The organism is Pseudomonas sp. Q11 (genome assembly GCF_024494355.1).
GTDB classification, from domain to species: Bacteria; Pseudomonadota; Gammaproteobacteria; order Pseudomonadales; family Pseudomonadaceae; genus Aquipseudomonas; species Aquipseudomonas hefeiensis.
Genome location: NZ_JAKNQY010000049.1, coordinates 1 through 12,548, shown reverse-complemented (window position 1 = coordinate 12,548; position 12,548 = coordinate 1). Strand labels below are relative to the sequence as shown.

Genomic DNA, 12,548 nt, shown 5'->3' with positions numbered 1-12,548 from the left:
CTTCAATATTCCAACTTCTTGATTTTGCGTAAGAAAATTCGGGGATCCGTCAGGGTCTGTCCCCGTTTTTACTTCTCTACCTTCTCCTCGCTCTATCCCTGGAAAAGGTGATATTTATGTTGTTAATACCCCGGAGGGGAACTTTACTTTACGAAATTTCTCGTCTTCATCCGACCAGACTGGACCGGCTTGGACTATAGATATCCCCAAAGCGGCCACAGGTACCACATACAACCCAGAAATAAAATTTCTGATTGGAAAGCCATAATGACTATTAAATTTTTTGAAGAAATAGTGCGCGATTCATTTGGTCTGTGGATGTCGGCTCTTTTTAGCGCGATTGGTTCGTGGAATCCTGAGTTTACATTTGAGCAGCGAAAAGATACTTTTTTTTACATAATTGAGCATCTGCTGGTTAATGGTAAGATTAAATTTATTAAGTCAGGGGCCGATTGTTATATTTCCCCAGATAATCCCTATCCTCAACTCTCTATTAGCGATGAAGAGGCCCATTGGGATTTAGATGCGAAAGAAATTGTGTCTTATCTAAGAGAACGCTGGCCAGCAAGCGCAGTATCTGAAAATGATGGCGAGTTGACGGTTTATTTTTATGATGTTCCAGGAGTGATTTGGATAGATGAGAGCGGGCGTTTCTTTTCGTCGTAAAGCATTGAGACGCGAAAAACGGGACTGACAGTCCCGCTGATGTATGGAAAACGGGGATCTTGATGGGCATAATGGTGGCGCTTGGAAAATGGCCGACTCCGTTAAGGCTCTTGGTCGTAAAGAAACACGCTCAGGAACATTTGATGTGAATTTAAATCGTATTGGAGATTGATATGAAAGATCAGGAGAAGTCGGACTGGGTCAGTCGAGGAAAAACTATTAGGCAGCTTGTTTTAGAGCTGCAGTCTTTTGAGGATCAAAATTTGCTAGTTGAAATTTCAGTTGATGATGGTGTGACCAAGAAACCTATTAGTCTGGTTGTTAAGTCTGGAGGTGTTTGTGTGTTGGTAAATTGCGCGCAGTAAAGAAGCGTTGAGGTATGTTTGGTCGATGTGTGATTTAAATACATTGGGAGAGATCATTCAAAGCCAGGGTGGACCAAAATGGCGCTTGCTTAATAGCTAACTAGCTGATGCACCGGAGAAAATTAAAAAGGTTGGCCTTGGTTTCTTAGGTGAAAAACTTGCTCCAAGAAGAATGCTTTTTTTATTTTGAAGGATTATTCAATGCACTATTTCGGCACGTCCCTCCTACTATCCATGACATTGCTCCTGTCAGCCTGCAACACTACCCCCTACGACAAGGCTACTATCTACTACGACCGAACACAGTTTCCTGCACAACTTGTCAAGGACTACCCAGGACTGAGCAGCCCTGTTTTGCAACATGGCCGTTGCTCTCTGATCGTATCTACCCCGGGTTCGAATACCGGCACCTACTATTTCTGCACCTACGCGTTGACCGCCAATGATCTGTACGTTCAGGGTTGGGACGCCAAGGCGTTGAAATACGTCGAGATCGCTCATGTGGATATATCGGCGCTTAAAAACATCGCCTTGCATACGATTTTTCGGACCAGTCAGCTCCAGATGACGGAAGAACGGCGTCAATTGGCGTTGAGCGCGTCTATAGATGAGGGGGGCTATATCGACTCGGCAGCTACCAAGGAACTGTTTGAGGCAATTAAACGCAAGGGTGTACCGGTGGTGAAAAGCGAAGGCATGATTAACCCGCCCGCGCCGCCTTCACCGATGATCATTCCAATCATTATTCCAAAGTAAAAAGTAGTCAGGGCTGGGTAGGCGGGAGCAGACCTAAGGAAACTCCCACAAATCTACCCAAGTTCTGGGCCTGCTATGCACTTCAGCCCGCATAGGAAAAGAGACTTTATTTGTACAACCTGACGCACCGAGGTGTCAGGTCAGGGGCTGCTGCGCAGCCCAGCGGGAGCAAGCTCCCTCGCCACGGGGGTTGCGGCGTCAGGAAGCGAAGCGGCACGAGTCATTCATTTGTGTCGGAAGGATCACCGACCCCGAACCGAAACATGCCACAGTTTTTTAGGGTTGCCGCTCGGAAGTGGGCTCTCTAACCTTTTTCCGGTCGCTGCGATTCAGCGACCGGGAGCAGGAAAACGGGGAAAAACGTGGTCTGTCCCCGTTCTTTCGATCGAGTAAACGTGGTCTGTCCCGTAAAGCCCGCCGAAGCCCGTAAAGCCTTACAGTTTTTTTCTCGCTAACAACGTTATCTTCCAATGCTCTGAATACCACCCACCGCTTTCTATTAGTTCCTGATGGGTACCGAATTCAACGATTTCCCCATCGTTCATAACAATTATGCTCTGCGCTTTGCTAGCCTCCTCTAAGTCGTGGGTTATAGTTATCCGTGTAGAAGCTGTGAAAATATCGTAAACAGCCGAAGAGAGTATAGACTTAGTCTCATTATCAAGTGAAGATGTCGGCTCGTCCAATATTAAGACTCCCGAATTTCTGGCTATAGCTCGGGCGAACGAAACCCTTTGTTTTTCGCCCCCGGATAGACTGCTAGCATTATATTCAAGCACGCTCTCATCAACTCCACTTATCCTTAGAATATGACTTATCTTGTTTCGATTTAAAAACTCGCTACTAAACACATTATTTTTAACGGACCTATCAAATAATAATGACTCTTGAGGCACGTACCCTGAATTCTCCCTGAAAGTCCTTATTGCACCGCAGGTCGAATCATGTGAGTCAAACTTGATAACACCAGAGCTCAACTCAGCCAAACCAAGTATAGCTTTAGCGAATGTAGATTTACCGGAACCAGATTTACCGACGACAGCTAAACTGCTTCCACTTCCTATGCTAAGGCTAATATCTTTTAGAAGGAAACTTCCTTCGGCGGATTTTACACTGACCTTGTCTAAAATTATCGCAGGTGCCCCAGTACACTTGACTTTGCTCCTGTCATTAAAATCCAAATCCGACGACACCAGATGCTCCGCGTTTTCCGCTATGGTAACTGAAGATCTTTTTATGGCGCTCAAGACCATGCCTACATAGCTAACTGGCAACACGAACTGAAGGACATATGCATTAATTTGTACGAAATCACCGATAGTAATAATTCCGCCAGAGAGATCCCGTACTGAAAGCACGGTGATAGCCGTTAGCCCAATACCCAATAGCATAACCTGCAAGGCACTTATGGCCTGAGAAAAACTAACAACTCCTATCGCGGATTTCGTTGATGCTAATAAAGAGCTCTCGACGTGCTTGAATTCTTTGCCTTCAGCCCCATGAGCAATTATTATTGTCTTATTTTTTAATGCATCCATTATTTTCCAGTAAGCTTTTTGCGACGAAATATTAGAATGCTTTTGCCTTTCGCCAACGCTTTTGTAGCTAAAAAATGAAACGATCATAAAACCAATAATAGTCACCGCTAACAGCGACGCGTATATTGACGGAACAACTTGAATGAGCATAGATACTGACAAGAATAGCCTTACCAGCAAAGGGAATATCTGCCACACCAACCCATCTATAAACATTGGAAGCGATGCATTTGTTTGGTTTAGTTTAGTGGCAAAAATTCCGCTCGGTAGGTCCTTAAAATCTGGAGTCAACTTAAATATCGAATTCAAACAAAATCTTCTTGTTGCTTCAAATTTTATCTTTTCAACTACAGTGCCAGCTACAACCCCTCGAAGACGGAGCAAAAGCTCTGCTCCCAGCCAAGTAAGACCATAAGCAGCTCCCAGCCAAACAATATAGTCTGGTGTTTTCGCGGAACTAAGTGAATCAACCAACAGCTTAAGGATTGCAGGCGCAGCAACTGACATAAAAACCGTTATAAGATCCAACAAGCATGCAATAACAAAGGATAGCCTAATATTAACGCTGGAGCAGCGTACAATTCCCCAGCAAATCCTTCCAGCGCTTAAAAATTCTCTATTGAGCATTCATTAATTCCGCTAATCGAAACTATCTTTGCCAGCTCTTCGGGCAATTCCTTTCTGTCAAAAACGACGCCGTTCTCACCTTCAACCCAAGCGTGTGAAATAAAAGGGTGTGTTTGTACCCCAACTACAAATCGACATTTAATTTTGTGTATAAAAGCAATGCGCGCAACTGTATAGGCGAACTCTAAGCACTTAGTCTTTCGCCACAGAAATAATATAGCCAGATTTACGTTACTTACAATCACAGTCAACTCTTTATCATCAGCAACCATGTCATCAAAAGGAGAGCTCCGCAGCGTTTGAAACAAACCGTGAAGCTTTCCTTTATTTGAGCACCGTTTTGCAAGCAATAATAGGATTATTGCCCGCATAAAATATCTTGGCCTGAAACTTGATAAAGAAGTTTTGCTATCGCCTAAAGCCCAGTCGCACTCAAAGGCCCCCTTGGAAGTTATTATGTCTTGAAAGTTTTTCGCAGTTGTTTTTCCCGCGATACAAATCAAACCATGTGATATCAGGTCATTAACAGAGCTAGACTCTTCTTCTGATAGTTCTGAAAAGCGCTTCCCCAACACTGATAGGATTGAGTTACTTTGTACTTCGTCAAAAAAAACGAAGCTATTTGATATTTCATCGAGAACCACAATTTTTCCATTATAGATGGCGGCTTTCACTGCACTGCCCCACTGAATGACGCCGCTCCCCTTTCGATCAAAACTCATGAACATTTTCCTTCCAGTGAAGCATATAAACATTCGCTGTGAACAGATTAATCAGAGATCCGGGGCACTTTACAACTCCAGCAGCGACCTCATCTATCAGACGACAGACATTATTCACATTTATCACTTTGGATCGGACCAAATAACCATCGCTGACAAAATTTTTAATATCCGATTTGTAACGTGAAAAACAGCGCTGTGTAAGTCCGGCAACGCCACCCTTTCTCTTATACCAAAAATCGTCAACATTGAATCGATCAGCCGCAGATTTACGGATGCTATACCTATCGATTTTACCTTTCAAAAGCTCATTTGAAGGCGTCATCAGCCCTACGTTAAGAACATCCGGAGCCAAGAAAGGGTAGACATATTGACTTGCAAAACCAGCCATTGGCGAGGATCGCATTTCATACCTATTTATTGCTGCATTCAAATGTCTTTCCCGACGACTTAGTTCTTTACAGTTAGACAGAATAGGAACGCGACATTTGTAATCGCGCCCGAAACAATCGCGACTCAGAACTTCTTGGTTGTTATTAACGCCTGCGAAGTACATTCCGGGATTATTTAGCTTGGATTCCATCTCTCGAAACTCTTGCGCCGCGTCGACAACTGTAGATATAAACGGAGATCTTAGATAGCTCGAGATATGGCATGCATTGCGAATCGCCCCCATCAAATTCCGTTTTCTTAACAACTCAATTGGCAGTCCTTTTTGCGGACTAGCGCAGAAAATCGAATCTCCTCCAGCCCCGTTAAATATCAATGAGTCCTTCGCTGCAAGAAAATCAGACGAGTGATTTAAATAACCGATATTTACAAGTCCGGGATGAGGAAAATTCGGTTTAACGGTCGCACAGTTTGAAGTCTGGAAAGGCTTTAGATCTTCTGTATCTAAAACCGTTAAATCGCAGTTATATTTGCCGGCTAATGCCCGCACTCTCTTCAGATCATCCACCTGACCACTACCTAAATCAGTCAGATGAATTAATTTAATGTTTTCGCTACTCGTAATACCAAGGAGCGAGTGTAACAATATGCTGGACTCAAGCCCACCTGAGTATTCCAAGGCAATGCGCTGATTACCTGTTAATGTTTTTCTTAATCTGCCCCCCAAAGCATCTAAAAACTGCGGGCGCTCAACGTCGTGCTCTTTGCCCAAATCAATATGCATGGTTGAATAATCTATTTCGCTACCAGGTGGCAAGTAGAACACCCCTAAAAAAGGAGTAGAGACCCTTGGTGTTGCACCACACGAAACATACTCAACGAAATAATCGATGCTAGGAGATATCTTGTGCTCTGCGTTAGATAGGATAAATTCCAAGCTAGAGGAAACCAAAAAACTACCGACGCTCTCTTTATAAATGAATACTTGATGATCACAAAAGATGTTCACTGCAAGCTTGCCTGCGGTGGCAGCTAGTACACATCTACCTTCACTTTTTAACGTATGATTAATTTTATCTTTGCTTTTGGATACACTGATTTCAAATTCGCCATTAACTGGTGAGATTAGCTTGAGGCAACCTTGACTTGAAGCTCGCGCGATGAAATCCATGGCTCTCTTATCCTTGGGGATATGGAAGCAGCCCAAATGCTTAAGCCACTTCCAATGGCTAACCTACCTTATTGATTAATCGAATACCGGGACCAATTCGGCATTTCCAAGTCTACGAACCCCGGCGCCCCTTGAATGTTACATGCAGCTGGAACTTTGATAAGAACTTTGAACATATCGATTTACTCCTGATCTGAGTTGGGCCAGCGGTATCTGGCCGACATGAAGAATCTCAGAACAGAAAAAATAAAAAAGTAGGATATTTCCCTAAATAGTGCGATATGGAAAAAATCAGAACTAGCTGTCAGCTCTTTTTCAAACGCATGTATGAGTTAAAGGGGAGGGGGATTTCAGAGTTTTTCAGGTTGCTCACCGCCGCTGATGTCGACTCGATCATTCGACCGCATAACTAACAGGTTATTTCCTTACAGATGCCGAGGCGCAATGCTGAGGTGATCTCTTAACCGCAATTTCCGCAACAAGAAGTCATGTTTATTCCTCCCCCGCCCGCGCCGCCTTCACTGATGATCATTCCAATCATTATTCCAAAGTAAAAAGTAGTCAGGGCTAGGTAGGCGGGAGCAGGGCTAAGGAATCCCCCCACAAATCTACCCAAGTTATGGGCCTGCTATGCACTTCGGCCCGCATAGGAAAAAGACTTTATTTGTGCAACCTGATGCACCGAGGTATCAGGTCAGGGGCTGCTGCGCAGCCCAGCGGGAGCAAGCTCCCTCTCCACGGGGTTTGCGGCGTCAGGAAGCGAAGCGGCACGAGTCATTCATTTGTGTCGGAAGGATCACCGGCCCCGAACCGAAACATCCCACAGTTTTTTAGGGTTGCCGCTCGGAAGTGGGCTCTCTAACCTTTTTTTTGTCGCTGCGACTCAGCGACCGGGCGTGAGAAACCCGAATAATAGGCATCCAGCCTCTGTACCTGCATAATTGCCGCCAGCTTATCCGCTGCCTGTAGTAGATGCGTTATGGCGGCTGTGTGCGGGCAGGCCTCGGTCTGGCCGAGTACCTATTTCTCGGATTTCTCACCCCTGCACACAGCTGCCACCACTTTGCCGAGTGAGAAACGGCAAGTGATGGTCCTCATCACTAAATAGGTACAAATAAATGGATAAGTCAGTCCCCGACCCACCCTTCAACAAAACCAACCCTCTTTCCGGCTTCGATTCCATCGAAGACCTACTCAAAGACCGAGCCGCCGCCGAGCGGGCACTCAATCATTACCTCAATCCAAAAAAACCAGAGCCGAGCACCGATCCGCGCATCGACAGCCTGTTTTCCGTCACCGCCAAAGCCGACGCCGACACGCTGCTGACCAGCACCTCCGAAACCCTGGCCTCGATAAAAGCCATGGCTGAGGACCTGGCCTTTGAAGTGGAGGGCACGCGGCGAAGTGTGGCGTTGGGGATTCATCAGTTGGTGGAGTTGTGCCAGTTGCTGGTGGACAAGGCGTTGGATCAGCTTGAGGCACCAGCCAGACCGGCACCTTGAACCCCCTGTGGCGAGGGAGCTTGCTCCCGCTGGGGCGCGAAGCGACCCCAAAGGCAACGATTCGATCCGTCTGCCACACCGAGGTGTCTGGTTCGGGTCTGCTGCGCAGCCCAGCGGGAGCAAGCTCCCTCGCCACGGGAGTTCGTCGCTGGGCTTCAGGGTTCAGGCAGTAAGCAACTGGCTGAACCCGCCGTCCATCATGGCTGCATCAACACCTCAACCACCCCATCCGCCGTCATGTTCACTTTGCTGGTGCCTGCTTCGACTTCCGGCGTGACGGACTCGGCATCCATGGACGCGGCTTTCATCATCATCTGCGGGCGCATGTAGGGCTGTGGGTAGCCGTTGCTGTTGAGGTTCAGGTTGACGATTTTGTAACCCTTGCCGCCCAGGGCCTCGGTGGCCAGTTGGGCGCGGGCCTTGAAGGCGTTGACGGCGTCCTTGAGCAGGGCGTCTTCGCTGGTCTGGCGGGTGGCGGTGGAGATGGTGAAGTCCATGCCGCCCATTTTCAGGTCGGTGAGCAACTCGCCGGTGAGTTTGGACAGGGCCGCGAAGTCGGCGCTTTCCAGGCGCAGTTCAGCGCGTTCGCGCCAGCCGGTGATTTTCTGGCCTTTGTTGTCGTAGACCGGGTAGCTGTTGCGGCTGCCCTGGCGCAGGGTGATGTCCTTGACCTGCTTGGCCTGGCCGATGGCTTTGTTCAGCGTGGTGCTGACGGCAGCGGCGAGTTTGGCCGGGTCGGTGTTTTGCTCCTCGGTGTAGAGGGTGACGATCATCAGGTCGCGGGCGACTTCCTGGCTGGCTTCGGCGCGCAGGGAAATCTGGTTGTAGTGAAGCTCATCGGCGGCCAGGGCCGGCAGGCTGGCGACGGTGCCGAGGCTGAGGGCGAGCAGGGCGGCGTGACGACTGAACGTGTGCATGAAAGCTCCTTGGGGGAAAAGTGCAGCTTCTAGCGACAAGCTTCAAGCTGCAAGTAAAAGCTTGTAACTGTAGCCTTTAGCTTGCAGCTTGCAGCTGCCCCCTGTGTCGCTTTGCCGCATAGCTGCCTGTGCGCGCCGCGCCTTGGTTATACTCCGTGCGATCCGCCTGGAGCGCTCATCAGGAGAGCTCATGCTCGCCCCTTTGCAAATGACTTCCGCCTCTCGCCAGAACCTCTGGCGTCTGACGTTTATCCGAATTCTGGTCCTGGCCGCCCAGGCCGGGTCTGTGGGGCTTGCCTATTGGTTCGACCTGCTGCCGCTGCCCTGGCTGCAATTGGCGATCACCCTGGCCTGTTCTTCGGTGCTGTGCGCGCTGACCGCCATCCGTCTGCGCACCTCGTGGCCGGTGACTGAGCTGGAATACGCCGTGCAACTGGCCTGCGACCTGTTTATCCACAGTGCGTTGCTGTATTTCTCCGGCGGCTCCACCAACCCCTTCGTGTCCTATTACCTGGTGCCGCTGACCATCGCCGCGGTGACGTTGCCGTGGCGGTTTTCGCTGATCCTGTCCGGCATCGCCCTGGCGCTGTACACCTTGTTGCTGGCGCGGTTCTATCCGCTGGAAACCTTCCCCATCGCCCGGGAAAACCTGCAGATCTACGGCATGTGGCTGAGTTTCGCCCTGGCGGCGGCGGTCATCACGTTTTTTGCCGCGCGCATGGCCGAAGAGTTGCGTCGTCAAGAAGAGCTGCGGGCCATTCGCCGTGAAGAGGGTCTGCGGGACGAGCAATTGCTGGCCGTGGCGACCCAGGCCGCGGGTGCCGCCCATGAGTTGGGCACGCCGTTGGCTACCATGAGCGTACTGCTCAAGGAGATGCGCCAGGATCACCACGACCCGGCGCTGCAGGAAGACCTCGGCGTGTTGCAGGATCAGGTCCAGCTTTGCAAGGAAACTCTGCAGTACCTGGTGCGTGCCGCCGAGGCCAACCGCCGCCTGGCCATCGACATGCAGGACGTCACCGACTGGCTCGACGAGGCCCTGAATCGCTGGCACCTGATGCGCCCGGAGGCCAGTTATCGCTTCCAGCGGCTGGGCCAGGGAGCGGTGCCGCGCATGGCGCCGCCGCCGGACCTGACCCAGGCGTTGCTCAACTTGTTGAACAACGCCGCCGACGCCTGCCCCGAAGGCCTGGAAGTGGCGCTGGACTGGAATGCCTACGAGCTGACCATCAGCATCCGCGACCACGGCGCCGGTGTGCCGTTGGCGATTGCCGAGCAGATCGGCAAGCCGTTCTACACCACCAAGGGCAAAGGTTTCGGCCTGGGCCTGTTTTTGAGCAAGGCCAGCGTGACACGCGCCGGCGGCTCGGTGAAACTCTACCCCCATGAGGAAGGCGGCACGCTCACCGAGCTGCGCCTGCCCCATGCCGACCGAGGAGACGAACATGAGTGACGAGATCCAAGTCGACGGCGAAGAACTGCCGCATCTGTTGCTGGTAGACGACGACGCCACCTTCACCCGCGTCATGGCCCGGGCCATGTCCCGTCGGGGCTTTCGCGTGAGCACCGCCGGTTCCGCCGAGGAGGGCTTGAGCATTGCCCAGGCCGACCTGCCGGACTATGCCGCGCTGGATCTGAAAATGGACGGCGACTCGGGCCTGGTGCTGTTGCCCAAGCTGCTGGAGCTGGACCCGGAAATGCGCGTGGTGATCCTCACCGGCTATTCGAGCATCGCCACCGCAGTGGAGGCGATCAAGCGCGGTGCCTGCAATTACCTGTGCAAACCGGCCGACGCCGATGACGTGCTGGCGGCCCTGTTGTCCGAGCACGCCGACCTGGACACCCTGGTGCCGGAAAACCCCATGTCGGTGGACCGCCTGCAATGGGAGCACATCCAGCGGGTGCTGACCGAACACGAAGGCAACATCTCCGCCACGGCCCGCGCACTGGGCATGCACCGGCGCACCTTGCAGCGCAAATTGCAGAAGCGCCCCGTGCGTCGCTGAACCTGCGCTGAACAGATGTTGTCCACCCTCGCGGCAAATCGGGCCGTTGTTCTATGATCGGCCCGAGTTTTTTTCTTTACAGAGCCTTAACCATGAATCAGAACGCTGAATATTCCGCGGTCAATGATGCGGTGCGCGGGCAGTTTTTCCGCCGTGTCTGGCAAATGACCACGCCGTACTGGCGCAGTGAGGAGAAGGGCAAGGCCTGGACGCTGTTAATCGCCGTCATCGTGCTGTCGTTGTTCAGCGTGGCGATTTCGGTGTGGATCAACAGTTGGTACAAGGATTTCTACAACGCCTTGCAGGAGAAGGACAGCGTCGCGTTCTGGCGGTTGATCCTGTATTTCTGCGGCATCGCTGCGGTGGCGATCCTGGGCGCGGTGTATCGCTTGTACCTCACGCAGATGCTCACCATCCGCTGGCGGGCCTGGCTCACGGAGAAACACTTCGCCCGCTGGCTCAATGACAAGAATTACTACCGGCTGGAGCAGGGCGGCTACACCGACAACCCGGACCAGCGGATCTCCGAAGACCTCAACAGTTTTACCAGCAACACCCTGGGCCTGGGGCTGGGGCTGCTGCGCACCGTGGTCAGCCTGGTGTCGTTCTCGATCATTTTGTGGGGTGTGTCGGGCAGCATCCAGGTGTTTGGCTACACCATCCCCGGCTACATGTTCTGGTGTGCGCTGGTGTATGCGGCGGTGGGCAGTTGGCTGACGCACCTGATCGGCCGTCGCTTGATTGGCCTGAACAACAACCAGCAACGCTTTGAAGCCGACCTGCGTTTTTCCATGGTGCGGGTGCGCGAGAACGCCGAGAGCATTGCCTTGTACAACGGCGAACCCAACGAGAACCGGCGTCTGAGTGGCCGCTTTGGCCTGGTCTGGCATAACTTCTGGGACATCATGCGGGTGTCCAAGCGCCTGACTTTCTTCACCTCCGGCTACGGCCAGATCGCGATAATCTTCCCGTTCATCGTCGCCGCGCCGCGCTACTTCGCCGGCAAGATCCAGCTGGGCGAGCTCATGCAGATCAACTCGGCGTTCGGCAATGTGCAGGAGAACTTCAGCTGGTTCATCAGCGCGTACACCGACCTCGCCGCGTGGCGCGCCACGTGTGACCGACTGCTGAGCTTCCGCCAGGCCATGAGCGACAACGAAGACCGTGTGCCGGCCATCGACGTGCAGAACCAGGGCCATGCATTGAAAGTGCAAGACCTGGGGTTGGACCTGGCCGATGGCCGCCATCTGCTCAGCCATACCGATATGACCGTTGAGCCGGGCGAGCGGGTGATGCTCAGTGGACGTTCAGGCAGCGGTAAATCCACCCTGTTCCGGGCAATGGGGCATTTGTGGCCGGATGGCCACGGCGCGATCCGGTTGCCTGCGGCGCGTTATCTGTTCCTGCCGCAAAAACCTTATCTGCCCATTGGCACGTTGCGCGAGGCGCTGAGTTATCCACAGCCGGGCGACACGTACCCGCCAGAGCGTTATGCCCAAGTGCTGGAAACCTGTCGCCTGCCGCATCTGGTGGCGCGACTGGACGAAGCCAACCACTGGCAGCGCATGCTTTCGCCCGGCGAGCAGCAACGCCTGGCGTTCGCCCGCGCATTGCTCTACGCACCACAATGGTTGTATATGGACGAAGCCACGTCGGCGATGGACGAAGAAGATGAAGCGACGCTGTACCAGGCGCTGATTGACCAGTTGCCGGGGCTGAGCATTGTCAGCGTTGGCCATCGCAGCAGTTTGAAACGGTTCCATCCGCGACATGTGCGTATCGAAAATGGCCAACTGGTGGAGCGCACCGTAACCGCCTGAGCACTGCAAAACCTGTGGGAGCAACTGTCTTGGATGGTTTATTTAGCCATCTTTTTCAGAGGCAGCGA

General features: G+C 51.8%; 12 protein-coding genes. 8 read left to right on the top strand and 4 right to left on the bottom strand.

Features of this window, described 5'->3' with window-relative positions:
• The first annotated feature begins 267 nt into the window (after positions 1–267).
• The 4 genes from MA884_RS27450 to MA884_RS27435 all read left to right on the top strand — a co-directional run bounded on the left by MA884_RS27450 (position 268) and on the right by MA884_RS27435 (position 1,787).
• Positions 268–666 (top strand): hypothetical protein, encoded by a 399-nt coding sequence (locus MA884_RS27450; protein WP_256233435.1) that lies wholly within the window; start codon positions 268–270, stop codon positions 664–666.
• Positions 667–709: 43 nt separating this feature from the next.
• The gene (locus MA884_RS27445) at positions 710–838 is read left to right on the top strand and encodes a toxin C-terminal domain-containing protein (protein ID WP_371134831.1); all 129 of its coding nucleotides are present in this window, start codon (positions 710–712) and stop codon (positions 836–838) included.
• 1 nt (position 839) lies between these two features.
• Positions 840–1,031, top strand: a complete 192-nt coding sequence (locus MA884_RS27440; protein ID WP_076383547.1) for a hypothetical protein — start codon at positions 840–842, stop codon at positions 1,029–1,031.
• Positions 1,032–1,232: 201 nt separating this feature from the next.
• Positions 1,233–1,787 carry a hypothetical protein gene (locus tag MA884_RS27435; protein ID WP_256233434.1) on the top strand — a complete coding sequence of 185 codons (555 nt, stop codon included), beginning with the start codon at positions 1,233–1,235 and terminating at the stop codon, positions 1,785–1,787.
• A gap of 434 nt (positions 1,788–2,221) precedes the next feature.
• Here the strand turns inward: MA884_RS27435 and MA884_RS27430 are convergent, their stop codons facing one another.
• The 3 genes from MA884_RS27430 to MA884_RS27420 are packed head-to-tail and all read right to left on the bottom strand — an operon-like array spanning position 2,222 to position 6,235.
• A complete protein-coding gene (locus tag MA884_RS27430) occupies positions 2,222–3,952 on the bottom strand; it encodes an ABC transporter ATP-binding protein (RefSeq protein ID WP_256233433.1) in 1,731 nt (576 codons plus the stop codon).
• Complete coding sequence (locus MA884_RS27425; protein WP_256233432.1) at positions 3,931–4,674, bottom strand: lasso peptide biosynthesis B2 protein; 744 nt, start codon at positions 4,672–4,674, stop codon at positions 3,931–3,933. The genes MA884_RS27430 and MA884_RS27425 overlap by 22 nt, the downstream gene beginning before the upstream one ends.
• Positions 4,664–6,235, bottom strand: coding sequence for a hypothetical protein (locus MA884_RS27420; RefSeq protein ID WP_256233431.1), 1,572 nt, complete (start codon positions 6,233–6,235; stop codon positions 4,664–4,666). Before MA884_RS27420 ends, MA884_RS27425 begins: the two co-directional genes overlap by 11 nt.
• Before the next feature lie 1,118 nt (positions 6,236–7,353).
• Between MA884_RS27420 and MA884_RS27415 the strand changes: the two genes are divergently transcribed.
• Positions 7,354–7,737, top strand: coding sequence for a DUF6124 family protein (locus MA884_RS27415; protein WP_256233430.1), 384 nt, complete (start codon positions 7,354–7,356; stop codon positions 7,735–7,737).
• 197 nt (positions 7,738–7,934) lie between these two features.
• On the opposite strand, the gene MA884_RS27410 is transcribed toward MA884_RS27415, so the two are convergent.
• The gene (locus MA884_RS27410; protein WP_256233429.1) at positions 7,935–8,654 is read right to left on the bottom strand and encodes an SIMPL domain-containing protein; all 720 of its coding nucleotides are present in this window, start codon (positions 8,652–8,654) and stop codon (positions 7,935–7,937) included.
• Between the two features lie 190 nt (positions 8,655–8,844).
• On the opposite strand from MA884_RS27410, the gene MA884_RS27405 reads away from it, so the two are divergent.
• The 3 genes from MA884_RS27405 to MA884_RS27395 all read left to right on the top strand — a co-directional run bounded on the left by MA884_RS27405 (position 8,845) and on the right by MA884_RS27395 (position 12,480).
• Entirely contained in the window at positions 8,845–10,107 is a 1,263-nt protein-coding gene (locus MA884_RS27405; protein WP_256233428.1) for an ATP-binding protein, read from the top strand.
• Positions 10,100–10,660 carry a response regulator transcription factor gene (locus tag MA884_RS27400; RefSeq protein ID WP_047229017.1) on the top strand — a complete coding sequence of 187 codons (561 nt, stop codon included), beginning with the start codon at positions 10,100–10,102 and terminating at the stop codon, positions 10,658–10,660. The genes MA884_RS27405 and MA884_RS27400 overlap by 8 nt, the downstream gene beginning before the upstream one ends.
• 92 nt (positions 10,661–10,752) lie before the next feature.
• A complete protein-coding gene (locus MA884_RS27395; protein ID WP_256233427.1) occupies positions 10,753–12,480 on the top strand; it encodes an ABC transporter ATP-binding protein/permease in 1,728 nt (575 codons plus the stop codon).
• The last annotated feature ends 68 nt before the right edge of the window (positions 12,481–12,548 follow it).

Coding starts and splice junctions, on each gene's coding strand:
- MA884_RS27450 (WP_256233435.1), top strand. CDS start 268: ATGACTATTAAATTTTTTGAAGAAATAGTGCGCGATTCATTTGGTCTG.
- MA884_RS27445 (WP_371134831.1), top strand. CDS start 710: ATGGAAAACGGGGATCTTGATGGGCATAATGGTGGCGCTTGGAAAATG.
- MA884_RS27440 (WP_076383547.1), top strand. CDS start 840: ATGAAAGATCAGGAGAAGTCGGACTGGGTCAGTCGAGGAAAAACTATT.
- MA884_RS27435 (WP_256233434.1), top strand. CDS start 1,233: ATGCACTATTTCGGCACGTCCCTCCTACTATCCATGACATTGCTCCTG.
- MA884_RS27430 (WP_256233433.1), bottom strand. CDS start 3,952: ATGCTCAATAGAGAATTTTTAAGCGCTGGAAGGATTTGCTGGGGAATT.
- MA884_RS27425 (WP_256233432.1), bottom strand. CDS start 4,674: ATGAGTTTTGATCGAAAGGGGAGCGGCGTCATTCAGTGGGGCAGTGCA.
- MA884_RS27420 (WP_256233431.1), bottom strand. CDS start 6,235: ATGGATTTCATCGCGCGAGCTTCAAGTCAAGGTTGCCTCAAGCTAATC.
- MA884_RS27415 (WP_256233430.1), top strand. CDS start 7,354: ATGGATAAGTCAGTCCCCGACCCACCCTTCAACAAAACCAACCCTCTT.
- MA884_RS27410 (WP_256233429.1), bottom strand. CDS start 8,654: ATGCACACGTTCAGTCGTCACGCCGCCCTGCTCGCCCTCAGCCTCGGC.
- MA884_RS27405 (WP_256233428.1), top strand. CDS start 8,845: ATGCTCGCCCCTTTGCAAATGACTTCCGCCTCTCGCCAGAACCTCTGG.
- MA884_RS27400 (WP_047229017.1), top strand. CDS start 10,100: ATGAGTGACGAGATCCAAGTCGACGGCGAAGAACTGCCGCATCTGTTG.
- MA884_RS27395 (WP_256233427.1), top strand. CDS start 10,753: ATGAATCAGAACGCTGAATATTCCGCGGTCAATGATGCGGTGCGCGGG.